At 53.0% G+C, this 19,716-nt stretch carries 17 protein-coding genes, 2 tRNA genes and 4 rRNA genes; 13 read left to right on the forward strand and 10 right to left on the reverse strand.

Features of this window, described 5'->3' with window-relative positions:
- Positions 1–5: 5 nt before the first annotated feature.
- Positions 6–251, forward strand: coding sequence for an alternative ribosome-rescue factor A (locus LRS40_RS09080; RefSeq protein WP_231313880.1), 246 nt, complete (start codon positions 6–8; stop codon positions 249–251).
- On the opposite strand, the gene mscL is transcribed toward LRS40_RS09080, so the two are convergent.
- From mscL to def, 5 genes are all read right to left on the reverse strand, one after another.
- A complete protein-coding gene (gene mscL / locus LRS40_RS09085) occupies positions 219–635 on the reverse strand; it encodes a large-conductance mechanosensitive channel protein MscL (RefSeq protein ID WP_142487326.1) in 417 nt (138 codons plus the stop codon). The two genes, LRS40_RS09080 and mscL, sit on opposite strands and share 33 nt — an antisense overlap.
- A gap of 147 nt (positions 636–782) precedes the next feature.
- Positions 783–2,159: a Trk system potassium transporter TrkA gene (gene trkA, locus LRS40_RS09090; RefSeq protein ID WP_231313554.1), complete on the reverse strand. Its 1,377-nt coding sequence runs from the start codon at positions 2,157–2,159 to the stop codon at positions 783–785.
- A gap of 22 nt (positions 2,160–2,181) precedes the next feature.
- Entirely contained in the window at positions 2,182–3,468 is a 1,287-nt protein-coding gene (gene rsmB / locus LRS40_RS09095) for a 16S rRNA (cytosine(967)-C(5))-methyltransferase RsmB (protein WP_156264758.1), read from the reverse strand.
- A gap of 52 nt (positions 3,469–3,520) precedes the next feature.
- Complete coding sequence (gene fmt / locus LRS40_RS09100) at positions 3,521–4,468, reverse strand: methionyl-tRNA formyltransferase (RefSeq protein ID WP_142487323.1); 948 nt, start codon at positions 4,466–4,468, stop codon at positions 3,521–3,523.
- A 25-nt stretch (positions 4,469–4,493) separates the two neighbouring features.
- Positions 4,494–5,003, reverse strand: a complete 510-nt coding sequence (def, locus tag LRS40_RS09105) for a peptide deformylase (RefSeq protein WP_142487322.1) — start codon at positions 5,001–5,003, stop codon at positions 4,494–4,496.
- A gap of 127 nt (positions 5,004–5,130) precedes the next feature.
- On the opposite strand from def, the gene dprA reads away from it, so the two are divergent.
- The 6 genes from dprA to LRS40_RS09135 are packed head-to-tail and all read left to right on the forward strand — an operon-like array spanning position 5,131 to position 8,914.
- A complete protein-coding gene (gene dprA, locus LRS40_RS09110) occupies positions 5,131–6,255 on the forward strand; it encodes a DNA-protecting protein DprA (protein WP_231313555.1) in 1,125 nt (374 codons plus the stop codon).
- Entirely contained in the window at positions 6,227–6,700 is a 474-nt protein-coding gene (gene smg / locus LRS40_RS09115) for a DUF494 family protein Smg (RefSeq protein WP_142487320.1), read from the forward strand. The genes dprA and smg overlap by 29 nt, the downstream gene beginning before the upstream one ends.
- A gap of 26 nt (positions 6,701–6,726) precedes the next feature.
- Positions 6,727–7,281 carry a type I DNA topoisomerase gene (locus LRS40_RS09120; protein ID WP_142487319.1) on the forward strand — a complete coding sequence of 185 codons (555 nt, stop codon included), beginning with the start codon at positions 6,727–6,729 and terminating at the stop codon, positions 7,279–7,281.
- Entirely contained in the window at positions 7,274–7,846 is a 573-nt protein-coding gene (gene tsaC, locus LRS40_RS09125; RefSeq protein WP_231313556.1) for an L-threonylcarbamoyladenylate synthase type 1 TsaC, read from the forward strand. The genes LRS40_RS09120 and tsaC overlap by 8 nt, the downstream gene beginning before the upstream one ends.
- 4 nt (positions 7,847–7,850) lie before the next feature.
- Positions 7,851–8,669 (forward strand): shikimate dehydrogenase, encoded by an 819-nt coding sequence (gene aroE, locus LRS40_RS09130; RefSeq protein WP_231313557.1) that lies wholly within the window; start codon positions 7,851–7,853, stop codon positions 8,667–8,669.
- Positions 8,666–8,914, forward strand: coding sequence for a DUF1488 domain-containing protein (locus LRS40_RS09135; RefSeq protein ID WP_142487316.1), 249 nt, complete (start codon positions 8,666–8,668; stop codon positions 8,912–8,914). The genes aroE and LRS40_RS09135 overlap by 4 nt, the downstream gene beginning before the upstream one ends.
- On the opposite strand, the gene LRS40_RS09140 is transcribed toward LRS40_RS09135, so the two are convergent.
- Positions 8,890–9,444, reverse strand: a complete 555-nt coding sequence (locus tag LRS40_RS09140; RefSeq protein ID WP_231313558.1) for a gamma carbonic anhydrase family protein — start codon at positions 9,442–9,444, stop codon at positions 8,890–8,892. The two genes, LRS40_RS09135 and LRS40_RS09140, sit on opposite strands and share 25 nt — an antisense overlap.
- A 472-nt stretch (positions 9,445–9,916) precedes the next feature.
- On the opposite strand from LRS40_RS09140, the gene LRS40_RS09145 reads away from it, so the two are divergent.
- The 6 genes from LRS40_RS09145 (at position 9,917) to rrf (LRS40_RS09170) (ending at position 15,200) form a co-directional block, all read left to right on the forward strand.
- Positions 9,917–11,457, forward strand: a 16S ribosomal RNA gene (locus LRS40_RS09145).
- Between the two features lie 87 nt (positions 11,458–11,544).
- Positions 11,545–11,619 (forward strand) — tRNA-Glu (locus LRS40_RS09150).
- 219 nt (positions 11,620–11,838) lie between these two features.
- Positions 11,839–14,748 (forward strand): 23S ribosomal RNA (locus LRS40_RS09155).
- A gap of 92 nt (positions 14,749–14,840) precedes the next feature.
- Positions 14,841–14,956: ribosomal RNA gene (gene rrf / locus LRS40_RS09160) — 5S ribosomal RNA — on the forward strand.
- A gap of 14 nt (positions 14,957–14,970) precedes the next feature.
- Positions 14,971–15,046 (forward strand) — tRNA-Thr (locus LRS40_RS09165).
- A gap of 38 nt (positions 15,047–15,084) precedes the next feature.
- Positions 15,085–15,200, forward strand: a 5S ribosomal RNA gene (rrf, locus tag LRS40_RS09170).
- Together the 16S, 23S and 5S rRNA genes with 2 tRNA genes alongside form the textbook arrangement of a ribosomal RNA operon.
- A gap of 100 nt (positions 15,201–15,300) precedes the next feature.
- Here rrf (LRS40_RS09170) and LRS40_RS09175 read toward each other — a convergent pair.
- From LRS40_RS09175 to LRS40_RS09190, 4 genes are all read right to left on the reverse strand, one after another.
- Positions 15,301–16,059, reverse strand: a complete 759-nt coding sequence (locus LRS40_RS09175; RefSeq protein WP_231313559.1) for an amino acid ABC transporter ATP-binding protein — start codon at positions 16,057–16,059, stop codon at positions 15,301–15,303.
- Between the two features lie 7 nt (positions 16,060–16,066).
- Positions 16,067–17,170, reverse strand: a complete 1,104-nt coding sequence (locus LRS40_RS09180; RefSeq protein ID WP_231313560.1) for an amino acid ABC transporter permease — start codon at positions 17,168–17,170, stop codon at positions 16,067–16,069.
- Positions 17,171–17,179: 9 nt separating this feature from the next.
- A complete protein-coding gene (locus LRS40_RS09185) occupies positions 17,180–18,361 on the reverse strand; it encodes an amino acid ABC transporter permease (protein WP_231313561.1) in 1,182 nt (393 codons plus the stop codon).
- A 68-nt stretch (positions 18,362–18,429) separates the two neighbouring features.
- Entirely contained in the window at positions 18,430–19,455 is a 1,026-nt protein-coding gene (locus LRS40_RS09190) for an amino acid ABC transporter substrate-binding protein (protein ID WP_142487311.1), read from the reverse strand.
- Positions 19,456–19,716: the final 261 nt, after the last annotated feature.

Consider the following 19,716-nt stretch of genomic DNA (forward strand, 5'->3'; position numbering starts at 1 on the left):
AAATTATGAGCCATTATCAGCATAAGAAAGGTCAAATCAACGATAACGCTATCGAAGCATTATTACATGATCCTTTATTCAGGCAGCGGATTGAGAAGAATAAGAAAGGGAAAGGAAGTTATCTGCGTAAAACTAAACATGCAAAACGGGGTAACTGGGAGGCCAGTGGCAAGCAAGCAAATCGCTTTTTTACCACTGGCCTTCTTGCTTTCAGAGTCTTACAAAGTGCGGTTGGTCTGCGCTTTCAGTAAGTCACGAATTTCAGTCAGCAACACTTCTTCTTTCGATGGAGCTGCAGGCGCAGCCGGTTCTTCTTTTTTCTTACGGTTCAATCTGTTGATGAGCTTAATAGCCATGAAGATGGCGAAAGCAACAATCACAAAATCAAATACGTTCTGAATAAACACGCCGTAGTGCATGACTACCGCAGGTATATCACCCTGGGCTTCACGCAGGGTTATAGCGAATTGTTTGAAATCAATCCCGCCAATCAATAGTCCGAGTGGGGGCATGATGATATCGGCAACCAGTGATGAAACGATCTTACCAAACGCTGCACCAATAATTACACCCACAGCCAAATCCACTACATTTCCGCGCATCGCAAATTCGCGAAACTCTTTAATAAAACTCATTATGTTCTCCTTGTGCCAGCTGACAGATACAAGTTTAACAAATCATTAGCGGATTGCCATTGAAGAGAGACATGCGTCACAGAAATATAACCCTTACATATTATTGGGTTAAAAAGAAAAGGTGCTGATAACAGCACCTTTCTGGTATTACAGGAAGAAAGGACTGGGCTGGAACAGGCGTTCGACGTCGGTAATAAACTTTTTATCAGTCAGGAACATGATGACGTGATCGCCCTGCTCGATACGCAGATTATCATTGGCGATCATCACATCGTTACCCCGCACTACCGCACCAATGATGGTACCCGGCGGGAGCTTAATCTCGTCAATGGTTCGTCCAACTACGCGGGACGTGCTCTCATCGCCATGAGCCACGGCTTCGATAGCCTCCGCAACTCCACGACGCAGGGAAGACACCCCCACGATATCCGCTTTACGTACATGGCTCAGCAGGGCAGAAATGGTGGCCTGTTGTGGGGAAATCGCAATATCGATAACGCTTCCCTGCACCAAATCGACATAGGCTTTGCGCTGGATGAGCACCATAACCTTCTTCGCACCCATCCGTTTTGCCAGCATCGCTGACATGATGTTGGCTTCGTCGTCGTTGGTGACCGCAATGAAAAGATCGACTTGATCGATATGTTCTTCGGCAAGCAGCTCCTGATCCGACGCATCACCATAGAAAACGATAGTATTCTGCAGTTTTTCTGCCAGCTCAGAAGCACGCTGCTGATCGCGTTCGATCAATTTTACGCTGTAATCTTTTTCCAGCTGGCGAGCCAGACCAGCACCGATATTACCGCCCCCGACCAGCATGATCCGTTTATAGGGTTTCTCCAGTCGCTGAAGCTCACTCATCACTGCACGAATATGCTGCGATGCGGCAATAAAGAAGACTTCATCCCCGGCTTCGACAATGGTAGAGCCTTGTGGTCGGATAGGGCGGTCATGACGGAAAATCGCGGCAACACGGGTATCGATGTGCGGCATATGTTCGCGCATGGTGGAGAGCGCGTTACCAATTAATGGGCCCCCGTAATAGGCTTTCACCACCGCAAGGCTGACTTTGCCTTCCGCAAAATTCACCACCTGCAGCGCACCCGGGTATTCGATAAGCCGGTAGATACTGTCGATAACCAGCTGTTCTGGCGCGATCAAATGATCGATAGGAACCGAATCGGAATTGAACAACTTATCGGCGTCACGCACGTAATCCGGGGAACGGATGCGCGCGATGCGGTTCGGAGTGTTGAATAGCGAATAGGCGACCTGACAGGCAACCATATTGGTTTCATCTGAACTGGTAACAGCAACCAGCATGTCGGCATCATCAGCACCGGCTTCACGTAACACCCGCGGATGAGAGCCATGCCCCTGAACCACGCGCAGATCGAATTTATCCTGCAGGCCGCGCAGACGATCGCCATTGGTATCAACGATAGTGATGTCGTTATTCTCACCGACCAGGTTTTCTGCCAGCGTTCCGCCCACCTGCCCCGCGCCCAGAATGATTATCTTCATATCTTGTGACCCGTTATCAACATCACTCTTTGATTAGCTTAGCGTAAAAGAAGCCGTCGCCTTCTTCTGCCCCAGGCAGGTTTTGTTTGCCGGGCTGCTCTGGTGTACCGGTCAGATGCAGACGGGCATCAGGCGTACGCTTCAGGAACGCCGCGATCTGCTGACAGTTTTCCTCTGGCAGTACGGAACAGGTAGCATAAACCAGCGTGCCACCTGTTTTCAGATGTGGCCAGATGGCGTCCAGGATCTCTGACTGCAGCTGCGCCAGCTCATTGATATCCCGGTCACGGCGTAACCATTTAATATCCGGATGACGGCGGATCACTCCGGTAGCGGAACAAGGCGCATCCAGTAAAATACGGTCGAACTGCTCATCTGCGCACCACTGAGCAGGCGTCCGTCCGTCGCCCTGCTTAACCTCGGCCTTCATGCCCAGACGTTTGAGATTCTCATAAACACGGGAAAGACGCTGTTCGTCAACGTCGACGGCCATAACGCTTGCCTGCGGTGCGACTTCAAGGATATGCGTGGTCTTGCCGCCTGGTGCGGCGCACAGATCGAGAATACGCTCGCCATTTTGCGGTTCAAGCCAGGTCATACAACCCTGGGCGGAGGCATCCTGAACGGTAACCCAGCCTTGTTCAAATCCAGGAAGAGCATGCACCGGCGCCGGTGCGGCCAGACGAACCGCATCGCTATAATCCGGATGCGGGAATCCGCTCATCCCGGCTTCTTCCAGCAGTGCCAACCAGGCATCGCGAGAGTGGTGGTTGCGGTTGACGCGTAGCCACATTGGCGGCCGCTGGTTATTGGCCTCAATCAGCGTTTCCCACTGCTGCGGATAGGCTTTTTGCAGACGCTTTAATAACCAGTCAGGATGCAGGAAGCGTTTTTCCGAGCGGGCAAATTCAGCCAGCAACTCATCCTGTTGGCGCTGGAACTGACGTAACACGCCGTTAACCAGTCCTTTAAGCTGCGGGCGCTTTACCGCAACCGCACCTTCTACTGTCTCGGCCAGTGCAGCATGAGGCGGAATACGGGTATGCAGTAACTGATAGAAACCGACCATGATCAGATAGTGAAGCACGCGCTGTTTACCCGCCATCGGGCGTGCCATCAGTTTGCCGATCAGCCACTCCAGCTGGGGCAGCGTGCGCAGGACGCCAAAGCACAACTCCTGAAGCAGTGCCTTGTCTTTATCGGAAACTTTTTGCTGGAACGGTGGCAGGACATTGCTCAGTGATTGGCCCTGTTCGACCACTTGCTCAATCGCCTGTGCTGCAAGGCTGCGTAAATTTTGTTTTTTCATAAGTGCAAAAATAAAAATGCCCGGAAACACCGGGCCTTAAATGGAGATGATCTCAGGCGAGACTATTGCCAGGCGTAAACCATTCACGGCGTGAGTTCAGAAGGTCCTGCGCGCTCATGGCTTTTTTACCTGCAGGTTGTAAGGATTCCAGATTCAGGATCCCTTCAACAGTTGCGACCTGAATACCCTGCTTGCTGGCTTCAATAATCGTGCCGGGAGCGGCGCTTGCCTGTCCGGCAATTACGGAGGCCTGCCAGACTTTCACCGGCTGCCCGTCTATCTCCAGCCAACTCATTGGCCAGGGATTAAATGCGCGGATGCAACGTTCAAGCTGAGCAGCGGAAAGTGACCAGTCGAGGCGAGCCTCTTCTTTGCTGAGCTTTTCGGCATAGGTCACCAGGGCTTCGTCCTGGACTTCAGGCTGAGTACGGTTATCTGCCAGCTGTTGCAGCGTCTCAATTAGACCTTTTGGCCCAAGCTCCGCCAGTTTGTCATACAGCGTAGCGCTGGTGTCTTCGGCAGTAATCGGGCAAGACAGCTTATAAAGCATGTCGCCAGTATCCAGACCCACGTCCATCTGCATGATCGTCACACCTGTATCGGCATCCCCTGCCCACAACGAACGTTGTATTGGTGCCGCACCGCGCCAGCGCGGAAGCAGTGAGCCGTGGACATTAATGCAACCCAGGCGCGGCATATCCAGTACCGCTTTTGGCAGGATGAGGCCATATGCCACAACCACCATGACATCCGCATTTAAATCAGCGACCAGCTGCTGGTTTTCCTGCGGCCGTAACGAAGCAGGCTGAAACACCGGTAAGCCGTGTTCTTCTGCCAGCACCTTAACCGGGCTCGGCATCAATTTTTTACCGCGGCCTGCCGGGCGATCGGGCTGAGTAAAAACGCCAACAACCTGATGGCCAGACGACAACAGCGCGTCCAGATGACGCGCTGCGAAGTCAGGTGTTCCTGCGAAGATGATACGTAGTGATGTAGACACGTTATTCCTTGTATCCGGGGTCACGTTATGCGCGAGCGCGCATGCGATCCAGTTTCTCTACTTTCTGACGAATGCGTTGCTGTTTCAGTGGAGAGAGGTAATCGATAAACAGTTTACCAACCAGATGATCCATCTCGTGCTGAATGCAGATGGCCAGCAGATCGTCCGCTTCCAGTTCGAATGGCTTACCGTCGCGATCGAGCGCGCGGATTTTGACTTTCTCTGCACGAGGAACCAGCGCTCTCTGCTCAGGAATAGAGAGGCAGCCTTCTTCGATACCGGTTTCGCCGCTTTTTTCCAGTAATTCCGGGTTAATTAATACCAGGCGTCCTTCACGGTTTTCGGAGACATCAATCACGATGATGCGCTGATGAATATCAACCTGCGTAGCCGCAAGACCGATGCCTTCTTCGGCATACATTGTATCGAACATATCATCGACGATACGTTGAATTTCTGCATTCACTTCTTTAACCGGCTCGGCGACTTTGCGAAGGCGCTCGTCCGGGATATGTAACACTTGCAAAACTGCCATATTTTTCCAGAGTCGTGTTCAGGAGTTGATAAGAATATACCCTCTATTCTAGACAAAACCCCCTCTGATTGACAGCATCAGTGACCAATCGCAAAGATTGCTATAGCGGCTTGTGGCAGGGGAAAGGATGACATCCACAGAGATATGGTTACGCCTCATAAGCATTGGGGATTTGTACGGCGATAAGATGGTGGCAATAGCGCAGCAGCTGCAGCGCGAGACCCATATTGACGACGCTGTGCTGGCAGGAATGGGGCTGACCCAAAAGCAAAAGACGCGGTTTTTTTCATTTTCGCCGCGTGAAATTGAGCGCAGCATGCAGTGGTTGGCTGAGCCGGGTCATCATCTGATATGTGCAGATAGCGTCCTGTACCCAGCCCAGCTACGCGCAATTGCGGACTATCCGGGTGCACTTTTCGTCAGGGGGAACGTGCAGGCGCTGTCGAGCCTGCAGCTGGCTGTCGTTGGCAGTCGTTCCCACTCCTGGTACGGGGAGCGCTGGGGAACGATTCTTTGCGAACAGCTAGCCCAGGCGGGCCTTACGATTACCAGTGGTCTGGCATGCGGGATTGATGGAGTCGCGCATCGTGCCGCACTCACCGTTAAGGGGAAAAGCGTGGCGGTTTTGGGGAATGGCTTATCAGAGGTCTATCCACGCCGGCATACTTCGCTGGCCACGCGCCTTGCTGACAGCGGTGGCGCCGTAGTTTCGGAGTTTCCCCTTGCTACATCCCCCTGGCCCGGTAATTTCCCCCGGCGCAATCGCATCATTAGCGGCCTCAGTCAGGGGGTATTCGTCATAGAAGCCCAGATAAGAAGCGGTTCACTCGTTACCGCGAAATGCGCACTTGAACAGGGACGTGAAGTCTTTGCGATGCCGGGCGCGATAGGAAATCCCGGATGTGAAGGTCCTCACTGGCTAATAAAACAAGGCGCCACGCCAGTGACGGAGGCAGCCGATATTCTGGAAAGTTTGCGACATGGCCTTAACTGGTTGCCTGAGGATCCCGAAAACTGGCTTTATTCATCAGATCAGGACCAAGTAGCATTGCCATTTCCTGAGCTCCTGGCTAACGTAGGAGATGAGGTAACACCTGTTGACGTTGTCGCTGAACGTGCCGGCCAACCTGTGCCAGTAACGGTAGCACAGCTACTCGAACTGGAGTTAGCAGGATGGATCGCAGCTGTACCCGGCGGCTATGTCCGATTAAGGAGGGCAAGCCATGTTCGACGTACTCATGTATTTGTTTGAGACTTACATCCATAACGAAGCTGAAGCACGCGTGGATCAGGACAAACTTACACGCGATCTTACCGATGCAGGTTTCGAACGGGAAGATATTTACAACGCGTTAATATGGCTGGAAAAATTGGCTGATTATCAGGAAGGCCTTGCCGAACCGATGCAGTTGATTTCCGACCCGCTGTCTGTACGCATCTATACGGCTGAAGAGTGTGAAAGGCTGGATGCCAGTTGCCGGGGATTTATCTTATTCCTTGAGCAGATTCAGGTGCTGAACCTCGAAACGCGAGAAATGGTGATAGAGCGTGTCATGGCGCTGGATACGGCAGAATTTGAGCTGGAAGATCTGAAATGGGTCATCCTGATGGTTCTGTTCAACATTCCAGGCTGTGAAAATGCCTATCAGCAAATGGAAGAATTACTCTTTGAAGTGAATGAAGGTATGCTGCATTAATTCACGATGCAGCACCAAGAGTTGTTATGGCCAAATCAGCACTATTTACGGTGCATAAAAACGAGCCCTGCCCGCAGTGCGGGGCAGAGCTTGTTATCCGGTCCGGTAAGCACGGGCCGTTTCTCGGTTGTTCACATTATCCAGACTGTGATTATGTCCGTCCCCTGAAAAGCCAGGCGGATGGGCATATTGTTAAAGTTCTGGAGGGACAGGCATGCCCGCAATGTGGCGGCGATCTGGCGCTACGTCAGGGCCGTTTTGGCATGTTTATCGGCTGCAGCCGCTATCCTGAATGCGATCACACTGAACAAATTGATAAACCCGATGAAACAGCGTTAGCCTGTCCGCAATGCGACAGCGGCCATCTTGTTCAACGGCGTTCACGTTATGGTAAGACATTCTACTCCTGCAATCGGTACCCTGAATGTCAGTTCGTTACCAATTTCAAACCGGTGGCGGGGAGTTGTCCTGAGTGCCACTACCCGCTACTTATCGAGAAGAAAACGGCGCAAGGCACGAAGCTTTTTTGCGCCAGTAAACAATGTGGAAAGCCGGTTTCGGCGGATCAAAAAAGTGAATAATAACCTGCAATCAGGCTCCATTGCGCATGCGGTGGACGTACTGAATAACGAAGACGTCATCGCTTATCCAACAGAAGCTGTTTTTGGGGTGGGATGCGATCCCGACAGCGAAATTGCCGTAACGCGCCTGTTAACACTCAAGCAGAGACCGGTTGAAAAAGGGCTGATTCTCATCGCCGCCTGTTTCGAACAGCTTAAACCTTATATTGATGATTCCACGTTGACGTCAGCGCAGCGTGAGACCATTTTTGCGGCCTGGCCGGGTCCTGTGACCTTTGTATTCCCGGCTCTGCCAGCAACGCCGCATTGGCTGACGGGACGGTTTGATTCACTCGCCGTTCGCGTGACAGACCATCCATTGGTGATCGAACTCTGTAATCGTTTTGGTAAACCGCTGGTCTCTACCAGCGCCAATCTGACGGGCTTGCCTCCTTGCCGCACTACAGAAGAGGTGTTGGCGCAGTTTGGTGACGATTTCCCTGTGGTTATCGGTGAAACCGGTGGCCGCCTGAATCCGTCAGAAATCCGTGATGCTTTGACCGGCGAACGTTTTCGCCAGGGGTAATCAGATGGAAGCATACGCCGTATTTGGTAATCCAATCGCTCACAGCAAGTCACCGTTTATTCATCAGCAGTTTGCGCAGCAGCTGCGGATCGAGCACCCGTATGGTCGTGTGCTTGCGCCTGTTGATGCCTTTGTGACGACGCTGGATAGCTTCTTTGCTGGTGGCGGAAAAGGGGCCAATGTCACCGTGCCTTTTAAAGAGGAGGCATTCGAGCGCGCCGATGAGTTAACGGAGCGCGCGTCCCTGGCAGGCGCTGTGAATACCCTTAAGCGGCTTGAAGATGGTCGGATTCTGGGGGACAACACGGACGGTATTGGCTTACTGAGCGATCTGGAACGCCTGTCATTTATCAAACCTGGCGCACGTATTCTGCTGATCGGTGCGGGTGGTGCTTCGCGTGGGGTGATCCTCCCGCTGCTCTCGCTGGATTGCGCAGTGACCATTACCAATCGTACTTATTCCCGTGCGGTAGAGCTGGCCACCCTGTTTGCCCATACCGGCAGTATTCACGCAGTAGCCATGGACGACCTGAGCGGGCATGAATTTGATCTGATCATTAATGCAACCTCAAGCGGTATTGCTGGCGACGTTCCCGCCATTCCCTCTTCATTAGTTAACGCGCAGGTTCACTGCTATGACATGTTCTACCAAAAGGGCAAAACGCCTTTTCTGAACTGGTGTGAACAGCAAGGCGCAAAACATCTCGCTGATGGGCTGGGGATGCTGGTGGGGCAGGCCGCACATGCCATAATGCTGTGGCACGGTGTATTGCCTGCAGTAGATCCGGTTATTGAAAAGCTTAAACAGGAACTGTCAGTATGAATCAGGCGATCCAGTTTCCGGATCGGGAAACGTGGGACGATGAAAAGCTGGCCGTCTGTTTTCCCGCTCTGGTGCATGGCATGCAAATGATGTGTGCTATTGAAGGGGCAACGCTGGTGCGTCGTTTTGGCGACGGTCTTCCACTGGATCTTTTTCGCGAACATCGCTGGGATCTGGAAGAAGAAGCCAGCGATGTGATTCGCGCGGGCGAAGAAGACGATCAGGGATGGTTCTGGCTCTGCTGATCCAGATAGTCATTCTTCCATTTAACATAGTTATTGGCTGAATACTTCAGACCTTCCTTTTCCGCTTCCGTCAGGGGGCGGATCTGTTTTACCGGACTGCCTAAATAGAGAAAGCCACTTTCCAGCCGTTTGTTTTGCGGCACCAGACTCCCGGCACCAATCATCACCTCATCTTCTACTACTACCCCATCCAACAAAATCGATCCCATACCCACCAGAACGCGATTGCCAATCGTGCAGCCGTGCAACATCACTTTGTGGCCGACAGTTACTTCTTCGCCAACGATCAGTGGATTGCCTTCGGGGTTATAAGAGGATTTATGGGCGACATGCAGTACGCTGCCATCCTGAATATTGGTGCGTGCGCCAATAGAGACGTAGTTAACATCGCCGCGTATAGCGACCAGGGGCCAGATACTGACGTCATCGTCCATTCGGACATCGCCAATGACCACGCTACTGCTGTCGATCATGACGCGATCGCCTTGTTTAGGGAAAAGATCTTTATAGGGACGGAGTACTGCGGACATATCAACCTCTACTAATGAGCACTATATAGAAGACTGTGATCCTATTATTCGGCTTGATCAAGGGAGAATTGCGTCATTATTTGAGCAGATCGCGTGGGATTTCGGCGAAAAGAACGAAAAAAGAACAGTCGGCAGAAAAGATCGAAAAAATGCTTGTGCTAAAAACTGGGATCCCTATAATGCGCCTCCATCGACACGGCAGATGTGAATCACTTCACACAAACAGCCGGGTCGGTTGAAGAGAAAAGCGAAAATAAACGCTTGACTCTGAAAGAGGAAAGCGTAATATACGCCACCTCGCAACGGTGAGCGAAAGCCGCGTTGCACTGCTCTTTAACAATTTATCAGACAATCTGTGTGGGCACTCAAAGTGACATGGATTCTTAATGTCTTCGGACAATAAATGAATACCAAAGTCTCTGAGTGAACATACGTAATTCATTACGAAGTTTAATTCACGAGCATCAAACTTAAATTGAAGAGTTTGATCATGGCTCAGATTGAACGCTGGCGGCAGGCCTAACACATGCAAGTCGAGCGGTAGCACAGGGAGCTTGCTCCTGGGTGACGAGCGGCGGACGGGTGAGTAATGTCTGGGAAACTGCCTGATGGAGGGGGATAACTACTGGAAACGGTAGCTAATACCGCATAATGTCGCAAGACCAAAGAGGGGGACCTTCGGGCCTCTTGCCATCAGATGTGCCCAGATGGGATTAGCTAGTAGGTGGGGTAACGGCTCACCTAGGCGACGATCCCTAGCTGGTCTGAGAGGATGACCAGCCACACTGGAACTGAGACACGGTCCAGACTCCTACGGGAGGCAGCAGTGGGGAATATTGCACAATGGGCGCAAGCCTGATGCAGCCATGCCGCGTGTATGAAGAAGGCCTTCGGGTTGTAAAAAGTACTTTCAGCGAGGAGGAAGGTGTTGCGGTTAATAACCGCAGCAATTGACGTTACTCGCAGAAGAAGCACCGGCTAACTCCGTGCCAGCAGCCGCGGTAATACGGAGGGTGCAAGCGTTAATCGGAATTACTGGGCGTAAAGCGCACGCAGGCGGTCTGTCAAGTCGGATGTGAAATCCCCCGGGCTCAACCTGGGAACTGCATTCGAAACTGGCAGGCTAGAGTCTTGTAGAGGGGGTAGAATTCCGGGTGTAGCGGTGAAATGCGTAGAGATCTGGAGGAATACCGGTGGCGAAGGCGGCCCCTGGACAAAGACTGACGCTCAGGTGCGAAAGCGTGGGGAGCAAACAGGATTAGATACCCTGGTAGTCCACGCCGTAAACGATGTCGACTTGGAGGTTGTTCCCTTGAGGAGTGGCTTCCGGAGCTAACGCGTTAAGTCGACCGCCTGGGGAGTACGGCCGCAAGGTTAAAACTCAAATGAATTGACGGGGGCCCGCACAAGCGGTGGAGCATGTGGTTTAATTCGATGCAACGCGAAGAACCTTACCTACTCTTGACATCCAGAGAACTTAGCAGAGATGCTTTGGTGCCTTCGGGAACTCTGAGACAGGTGCTGCATGGCTGTCGTCAGCTCGTGTTGTGAAATGTTGGGTTAAGTCCCGCAACGAGCGCAACCCTTATCCTTTGTTGCCAGCGGTTAGGCCGGGAACTCAAAGGAGACTGCCAGTGATAAACTGGAGGAAGGTGGGGATGACGTCAAGTCATCATGGCCCTTACGAGTAGGGCTACACACGTGCTACAATGGCGCATACAAAGAGAAGCGACCTCGCGAGAGCAAGCGGACCTCATAAAGTGCGTCGTAGTCCGGATTGGAGTCTGCAACTCGACTCCATGAAGTCGGAATCGCTAGTAATCGTAGATCAGAATGCTACGGTGAATACGTTCCCGGGCCTTGTACACACCGCCCGTCACACCATGGGAGTGGGTTGCAAAAGAAGTAGGTAGCTTAACCTTCGGGAGGGCGCTTACCACTTTGTGATTCATGACTGGGGTGAAGTCGTAACAAGGTAACCGTAGGGGAACCTGCGGTTGGATCACCTCCTTACCTTAAAGAACCTGCCTTTGCAGTGTCCACACAGATTGTCTGATGAAAAGTAACGAGCAAGACGGCTGCGAAGTCGCGACACATCGTGTCCCCTTCGTCTAGCGGTTAGGACTCCGCCCTTTCACGGCGGCAACAGGGGTTCGAATCCCCTAGGGGACGCCACTTGCTGGGTGTGAGTGAAAGGCACAACCAATCAGTATCTCAAAACTGACTGTTAAGTCATGTTTGAGATATTTGCTCTTTAAAAATCTGGATCAAGCTGAAAATTGAAACGACACGCCGTGTCTGTTCTCCGTAATAAGAGCAGATGAGCGGTGTGTCAGAGTCTCTCAAATTTTCGCAAGTCGATGATGAATCGAAAGAAACATCTTCGGGTTGTGAGGTTAAGCGACCAAGCGTACACGGTGGATGCCTAGGCAGTCAGAGGCGATGAAGGACGTGCTAATCTGCGATAAGCGTCGGTAAGGTGATATGAACCGTTATAACCGACGATTTCCGAATGGGGAAACCCAGTGTGACTCGTCACACTATCGTTAAGTGAATACATAGCTTAACGAAGCGAACCAGGGAACTGAAACATCTAAGTACCCTGAGGAAAAGAAATCAACCGAGATTCCCCCAGTAGCGGCGAGCGAACGGGGAGCAGCCCGGAGTCTGAATCAGCATGTGTGTCAGTGGAAGCGTCTGGAAAGTCGCAGGGTACAGGGTGATACTCCCGTACACGAAGATACACTTGCTGTGAACTCGAAGAGTAGGGCGGGACACGTGGTATCCTGTCTGAATATGGGGGGACCATCCTCCAAGGCTAAATACTCCTGACTGACCGATAGTGAACCAGTACCGTGAGGGAAAGGCGAAAAGAACCCCGGCGAGGGGAGTGAAAAAAAGAACCTGAAACCGTGTACGTACAAGCAGTGGGAGCACCCTTGTGGTGTGACTGCGTACCTTTGTATAATGGGTCAGCGACTTATATTCTGTAGCAAGGTTAACCGTATAGGGGAGCCGAAGGGAAACCGAGTCTTAACTGGGCGTTAAGTTGCAGGGTATAGACCCGAAACCCGGTGATCTAGCCATGGGCAGGTTGAAGGTTGGGTAACACTAACTGGAGGACCGAACCGACTAATGTTGAAAAAAATTAGCGGATGACCTGTGGCTGGGGGTGAAAGGCCAATCAAACCGGGAGATAGCTGGTTCTCCCCGAAAGCTATTTAGGTAGCGCCTCGTGAATTCATCTCCGGGGGTAGAGCACTGTTTCGGCTAGGGGGCCATCCCGGCTTACCAACCCGATGCAAACTGCGAATACCGGAGAATGTTATCACGGGAGACACACGGCGGGTGCTAACGTCCGTCGTGAAGAGGGAAACAACCCAGACCGCCAGCTAAGGTCCCAAAGTCATGGTTAAGTGGGAAACGATGTGGGAAGGCACAGACAGCCAGGATGTTGGCTTAGAAGCAGCCATCATTTAAAGAAAGCGTAATAGCTCACTGGTCGAGTCGGCCTGCGCGGAAGATGTAACGGGGCTAAACCATGCACCGAAGCTGCGGCAGCGACACTATGTGTTGTTGGGTAGGGGAGCGTTCTGTAAGCCGTTGAAGGTGTGCTGTGAGGCATGCTGGAGGTATCAGAAGTGCGAATGCTGACATAAGTAACGATAAAGCGGGTGAAAAACCCGCTCGCCGGAAGACCAAGGGTTCCTGTCCAACGTTAATCGGGGCAGGGTGAGTCGACCCCTAAGGCGAGGCCGAAAGGCGTAGTCGATGGGAAACAGGTTAATATTCCTGTACTCGGTGTTACTGCGAAGGGGGGACGGAGAAGGCTATGTTGGCCGGGCGACGGTTGTCCCGGTTTAAGCATGTAGGCGGAGGTTCCAGGTAAATCCGGAGCCTTGTTAACGCTGAGGTGTGATGACGAGGCACTACGGTGCTGAAGCAACAAATGCCCTGCTTCCAGGAAAAGCCTCTAAGCATCAGGTAACATCAAATCGTACCCCAAACCGACACAGGTGGTCAGGTAGAGAATACCAAGGCGCTTGAGAGAACTCGGGTGAAGGAACTAGGCAAAATGGTGCCGTAACTTCGGGAGAAGGCACGCTGATGTGTAGGTGAAGCCCCTGCGGGTGGAGCTGAAATCAGTCGAAGATACCAGCTGGCTGCAACTGTTTATTAAAAACACACAGCACTGTGCAAACACGAAAGTGGACGTATACGGTGTGACGCCTGCCCGGTGCCGGAAGGTTAATTGATGGGGTTAGCGGCAACGCGAAGCTCTTGATCGAAGCCCCGGTAAACGGCGGCCGTAACTATAACGGTCCTAAGGTAGCGAAATTCCTTGTCGGGTAAGTTCCGACCTGCACGAATGGCGTAATGATGGCCAGGCTGTCTCCACCCGAGACTCAGTGAAATTGAAATCGCTGTGAAGATGCAGTGTACCCGCGGCAAGACGGAAAGACCCCGTGAACCTTTACTATAGCTTGACACTGAACACTGGTCCTTGATGTGTAGGATAGGTGGGAGGCTTTGAAGCGTGGACGCCAGTCTGCGTGGAGCCATCCTTGAAATACCACCCTTTAATGGCTGGTGTTCTAACGTAGACCCGTAATCCGGGTTGCGGACAGTGTCTGGTGGGTAGTTTGACTGGGGCGGTCTCCTCCTAAAGAGTAACGGAGGAGCACGAAGGTTAGCTAATCCTGGTCGGACATCAGGAGGTTAGTGCAATGGCATAAGCTAGCTTGACTGCGAGAGTGACGGCTCGAGCAGGTGCGAAAGCAGGTCATAGTGATCCGGTGGTTCTGTATGGAAGGGCCATCGCTCAACGGATAAAAGGTACTCCGGGGATAACAGGCTGATACCGCCCAAGAGTTCATATCGACGGCGGTGTTTGGCACCTCGATGTCGGCTCATCACATCCTGGGGCTGAAGTAGGTCCCAAGGGTACGGCTGTTCGCCGTTTAAAGTGGTACGCGAGCTGGGTTTAGAACGTCGTGAGACAGTTCGGTCCCCTATCTGCCGTGGGCGCTGGAGAATTGAGGGGGCTGCTCCTAGTACGAGAGGACCGGAGTGGACGCATCACTGGTGTTCGGGTTGTCATGCCAATGGCACTGCCCGGTAGCTAAATGCGGAAGAGATAAGTGCTGAAAGCATCTAAGCACGAAACTTGCCCCGAGATGAGTTCTCCCTGAGCCTTTAAGGCTCCTGAAGGAACGTTGAAGACGACGACGTTGATAGGTCGGGTGTGTAAGCGCAGCGATGCGTTGAGCTAACCGATACTAATGAACCGTGAGGCTTAACCTTACAACGCCGAAGCTGTTTCGGCGGATTTGAGAGATTTTCAGCTGATACAGATTAGTCACTGCGCCTGCGGGCGGGGTGAACAACAGAATTTGCCTGGCGGCTGTAGCGCGGTGGTCCCACCTGACCCCATGCCGAACTCAGAAGTGAAACGCCGTAGCGCCGATGGTAGTGTGGGGCCTCCCCATGCGAGAGTAGGGAACTGCCAGGCATCAAATTAAGTGTGCTGATATGGCTCAGTTGGTAGAGCGCACCCTTGGTAAGGGTGAGGTCCCCAGTTCGACTCTGGGTATCAGCACCAGTTTTTAGGTTAAAGTTCGGCGCTTAGAAAAGAATTTGTCTGGCGGCTGTAGCGCGGTGGTCCCACCTGACCCCATGCCGAACTCAGAAGTGAAACGCCGTAGCGCCGATGGTAGTGTGGGGTCTCCCCATGCGAGAGTAGGGAACTGCCAGACATCAAACAAGTGAAAAGGCCATCCGAAAGGATGGCCTTTTTGCGTTTGCGCGATATAAAAATGCCAGACCCGGGGCGCAAAGCGCCACCGGGCAGGGTATTTAGTGAATAACCTGGGACAAAAACGCGCGCGTACGTTCTGATTTCGGGTGGGAGAAGAACTCTTCCGGCGGTGCCTGCTCGACGATTTCCCCGCGATCCATAAAGATCACCCGATCCGCTACGGTTCTGGCGAAACCCATCTCATGCGTCACACAGAGCATTGTCATTCCCAATTCTGCCAACCCTATCATGGTATCCAGAACCTCTTTCACCATCTCCGGATCCAGAGCTGAAGTGGGCTCATCGAACAGCATAATTTTAGGTTTCATGCACAGAGAGCGGGCGATCGCCACGCGTTGCTGCTGCCCTCCGGAGATCTGCCCCGGGAATTTATGGGCATGTTCTGCAATGCGTACGCGTTCCAGATAGTGCATGGCCAGCGCCTCCGCTTCCTTTTTCGGCATTTTACGCACCCAGATGGGCGCCAGGGTGCAATTCTGCAGCACGGTCAGGTGCGGGAATAAATTGAAATGCTGGAAAACCATGCCGACTTCCTGGCGAACACGCTCCACGTTACGGATATCATCGTTCAGCTCGATACCATCAACAACGATCCGTCCCTGCTGATGCTCTTCCAGATGGTTAATACAGCGGATAGTCGTGGATTTACCCGAGCCTGAAGGCCCACAAAGAACAATACGCTCGCCTTGTTTCACTTTCAGGTTAATGTCTTTCAGAACGTGAAATTGCCCGTACCACTTATTCACATTATCCAGGGTAATCATCGCGTCAGCGGGGGTCATAGTTATCTGGCTCATAGGTTCCTCAGTGCGGTGTACGCCCGGTGTTAAAGCGCTTTTCCAGATGCTGGCTGTAGCGCGACATGCTAAAACAAAAAATCCAGTAGATAAGTGCTGCAAAAACATAGCCTTCTGTCGACATACCGAGCCACGCCGGGTCAACGGTAGCCTGCTGCACGCTACTGAAAAGATCGAATAATCCAATGATGATCACCAGACTGGTGTCTTTGAACAGCGCGATAATGGTGTTCACCAGCCCGGGGATGACCAGCTTTAGCGCCTGCGGCAGGATCACTAATCCCTGGGTTTTCCAGTACCCCAGCGCCAGCGATTCGGCGGCTTCGTACTGGCCCTTAGGCAGCGCCTGTAACCCACCGCGTACGACTTCAGCCACATAGGCAGACTGAAAAAGAATGACGCCAACCAGGGCGCGGAGCAGTTTGTCGATGGTAGTGCCCTCCGCCATAAACAGCGGCAGCATCACCGAAGACATAAACAGCACCGTGATCAGCGGAACGCCGCGCCAAAACTCAATAAAAATCACCGAGAGGACGCGAACGACCGGCATGGTTGAGCGGCGGCCCAGTGCCAGCAAAATGCCTAATGGCAATGCGCCGGCGATCCCGACCGAGGCGATGATCAGCGTCAGCGTCAGGCCACCCCACTGCCGGGTTTCCACCCGCTCAAATCCCAGCATCCCGCCATACAGCAGGAACCAGACGATAAGCGGATAGACCACCGCCCAGCAGGCGATGTACCGTCCCCGCTGCCGCATTCCTTTCCAGAACATCGGGATAATGGAGAGCAGCCCGACGAGCAGCGCAAGATTGATGCGCCAGCGCTGGTCGTGCGGGTAGAGCCCATACATAAACTGGCCGAAGCGCTGATGAATAAAGACCCAGCAGGCTCCCTCTTTCGTACAGTCGGCGCGGGTGGTGCCGACCCAGTTAGCCTGCAGAAACGCCCAGTTGAGCAGCGGCGGGATCAGCTCCCACATCAGCCAGAAGCAGAACAGGGTGAGCAGGCTGTTGCTCCAGCTGGAGAACAGATTTTTACGTGCCCAGAGAATAATGCGCCCGTTGCCGGTAGTGGCCGGACGCGCAGGGTGAGACAAGACGGCTTTTGTCATCATGGTTCCTTAGCGTTCAACCAGGGCGATGCGACGGTTATAGATATTCATCAGCAGGGAGATGGTCAGGCTGATAATCAGGTAGACCGACATGGTGATGGCGATAGTCTCGATGGCCTGGCCCGTCTGGTTAAGGACGGTGCCGGCAAACAGAGAAACCATATCGGGATAGCCAATCGCAGACGCGAGGGATGAGTTCTTCACAATGTTGAGATACTGGCTGGTCAGCGGCGGAATGATGACCCGCAGAGCCTGGGGGATAATGACCTGACGCAGCGTGATCGGATTCGGCAGGCCGAGTGAGCGGGCGGCTTCATGCTGACCATGAGGTACGGCCTGGATCCCGGCGCGAATAATCTCTGCGATAAAGGCCGAGGTGTAGATCGAGAGTGCCAGCGTCAGAGCGGCCAGCTCCGGAATCAATACCATGCCGCCGCGGAAGTTAAAGCCCTGTAAATGCGGCACATCCCAGTGCATCGCCGGGCCCACAATCACGTGCGCCAGACCCGACAGGATCACCAGCAAGGCCAGCGAGACAGGCCAGGTGCGCCGTAGCTGCCCGGTTTTCATCTGATGCATGCGGTTGTAGCGGAACAGCCCGACTGAGGCCACCGCCACACATCCCAGAGCCGCCATCAGCGCCAACATCCCTTCGGCAATCTGCGGTGCTGGTATATACAAACCGCGATTGCTTAAGAAAGCCAGATCGAACGCATCCACCGCCTGACGTGGCCCGGGCAGATTGCGCAATACGGCGAAATACCAGAAGAAGATCTGCAGCAGCGGCGGAATATTACGGAAGGTCTCGATATAAAATGTGGAGAGCTTACGCAGCAGCCAGTTATCAGACAGGCGAGCGAGCCCAAGGAAAAAGCCCAGCAGAGAAGCAAAAACAATGCATAACCCGGAGACCAGCAGGGTATTCATCAGGCCGACCAGGAATACGCGGCCGTAAGTATCCCCTTCATCGTAATCAATTAAATGCTGAACGATGCCAAATCCCGCACTGCGGTCAAGGAAGGCAAAGCCCGAAGTAATGCCGCGTGTGCTCAGGTTGATAACCGTGTTATGGAACAGGTAGATCGCGACGGCCAGGACAGCGAGAACGGCGAGGATCTGGAACAGCCAGGCGCGAACCGCAGGATTGGAAAAGGAGAGGGCTCCTTTCAGGGCTAAGCGGCGATGGAACATAAAAAACCTCGGGTAACCATGACTCTGGACTGGGCACCGCACCGGCAGTGCCCGTTACAGCAAGCTGCTTAGCGTACTGGCGGTGCGTACTGGATGCCGCCATTGTTCCAGAGGTTATTCTGACCGCGGCTGATCTTCAGCGCGCTTTCAGAGCCGACGTTGCGCTCGAAGATCTCAGCGTAGTTCCCCACCTTTTTAATGATGTTGTACGCCCATTTGTTATCCAGCTTCAGATCCTTGCCGTAATCCCCTTCTTTACCCAGCAGGTGGGCCATATCCGGTGTGGATGGATTGGCGGCTTTCTCATCGACGTTCTTCGAGTTGACGCCCATCTCTTCTGCGTTGAGCATGGCAAACAGCGTCCAGCGCACAACCGAGTTCCACTCCTCATCTCCGCGGCGTACCACCGGCCCCAGCGGTTCTTTGGAGATCACTTCCGGCAGAACGATCCACTCTGCCGGATTACTTAGCTTGATCCGCAGCGCGTACAGCTGGGACTGATCCGAAGCGAGGGTGTCGCAGCGGCCCGATTCCAGCGCTTTGGCGGATTCGTCAGAGCGGTCGAAAGTGACTGGCGTATATTTCATGTTGTTGGCTTTGAAGTAATCCGCGACGTTCAGCTCGGTATCAGTACCTGCCTGAATACAGACCGTCGCGCCATCCAGCTCTTTTGCACTCTTCAGGCCTGCTTTATTGTGGGTCAGGAAGCCAATGCCGTCATAATAGGTCACGCCGGTAAAGGACATGCCCATACCGGTATCACGGGACGAGGTCCAGGTAGTATTACGCGATAGCATATCCACTTCGCCGGATTGCAGGGCGGTAAAACGCTCTTTCGCCGTCAGCGGGGTATATTTCACTTTGGTGTCGTCGCCTAATACCGCGGCAGCAACGCCACGGCACACGTCGACATCGATACCGGAGAATTTACCGTTGGCATCTGCGTAAGAGAAACCCGGCAGACCGTCGCTGATCCCACATTGCACAAAACCTTTCTGCTTAACGGCATCCAGAGTCGCACCCGCCTGAGCCTGGCCGGTCATTGCAACAAGCACACCTGCAGCGGCGAGGCTGGCCATCATCATCTTTTTCATAATGCATCCTGTGTGGCGAAAAATTATCGTTATAGTGAAGCGCTTATAAACGCTTTAACCTGTCTGTGGCTGTGGCCGACGTTAATAAAGCAAACGCGATGCCAGGTTTTGCATTTGACGTAATAAACGATTACGCAACGCGTAAAGCAGAGTGTAGACAGTGATAATTAAATCGAGCGCCCTGAAATGGTGCGAAATTACAACCTGCGCCACAAATCAGAGCAAAAGTCTGATTTAGAAAAGAGGAATTTAAGGGGCGTT

Origin of the sequence: Leclercia sp. G3L, from assembly GCF_021117075.1 — a bacterium.
GTDB classification, from domain to species: domain Bacteria; phylum Pseudomonadota; class Gammaproteobacteria; order Enterobacterales; family Enterobacteriaceae; genus Enterobacter; species Enterobacter adecarboxylatus_C.

What these genes read in the sequence shown, in the direction of transcription:
- LRS40_RS09120 (WP_142487319.1), top strand. Translation starts at nt 6,727, where the DNA reads ATGGCCAAATCAGCACTATTTACGGTGCATAAAAACGAGCCCTGCCCG.
- LRS40_RS09135 (WP_142487316.1), top strand. Translation starts at nt 8,666, where the DNA reads ATGAATCAGGCGATCCAGTTTCCGGATCGGGAAACGTGGGACGATGAA.
- smg (WP_142487320.1), top strand. Translation starts at nt 6,227, where the DNA reads ATGTTCGACGTACTCATGTATTTGTTTGAGACTTACATCCATAACGAA.
- aroE (WP_231313557.1), top strand. Translation starts at nt 7,851, where the DNA reads ATGGAAGCATACGCCGTATTTGGTAATCCAATCGCTCACAGCAAGTCA.
- LRS40_RS09190 (WP_142487311.1), bottom strand. Translation starts at nt 19,455, where the DNA reads ATGAAAAAGATGATGATGGCCAGCCTCGCCGCTGCAGGTGTGCTTGTT.
- LRS40_RS09185 (WP_231313561.1), bottom strand. Translation starts at nt 18,361, where the DNA reads ATGTTCCATCGCCGCTTAGCCCTGAAAGGAGCCCTCTCCTTTTCCAAT.
- LRS40_RS09140 (WP_231313558.1), bottom strand. Translation starts at nt 9,444, where the DNA reads ATGTCCGCAGTACTCCGTCCCTATAAAGATCTTTTCCCTAAACAAGGC.
- trkA (WP_231313554.1), bottom strand. Translation starts at nt 2,159, where the DNA reads ATGAAGATAATCATTCTGGGCGCGGGGCAGGTGGGCGGAACGCTGGCA.
- dprA (WP_231313555.1), top strand. Translation starts at nt 5,131, where the DNA reads ATGACATCCACAGAGATATGGTTACGCCTCATAAGCATTGGGGATTTG.
- LRS40_RS09080 (WP_231313880.1), top strand. Translation starts at nt 6, where the DNA reads ATGAGCCATTATCAGCATAAGAAAGGTCAAATCAACGATAACGCTATC.
- def (WP_142487322.1), bottom strand. Translation starts at nt 5,003, where the DNA reads ATGGCAGTTTTGCAAGTGTTACATATCCCGGACGAGCGCCTTCGCAAA.
- mscL (WP_142487326.1), bottom strand. Translation starts at nt 635, where the DNA reads ATGAGTTTTATTAAAGAGTTTCGCGAATTTGCGATGCGCGGAAATGTA.
- LRS40_RS09180 (WP_231313560.1), bottom strand. Translation starts at nt 17,170, where the DNA reads ATGACAAAAGCCGTCTTGTCTCACCCTGCGCGTCCGGCCACTACCGGC.
- rsmB (WP_156264758.1), bottom strand. Translation starts at nt 3,468, where the DNA reads ATGAAAAAACAAAATTTACGCAGCCTTGCAGCACAGGCGATTGAGCAA.
- LRS40_RS09175 (WP_231313559.1), bottom strand. Translation starts at nt 16,059, where the DNA reads ATGAGCCAGATAACTATGACCCCCGCTGACGCGATGATTACCCTGGAT.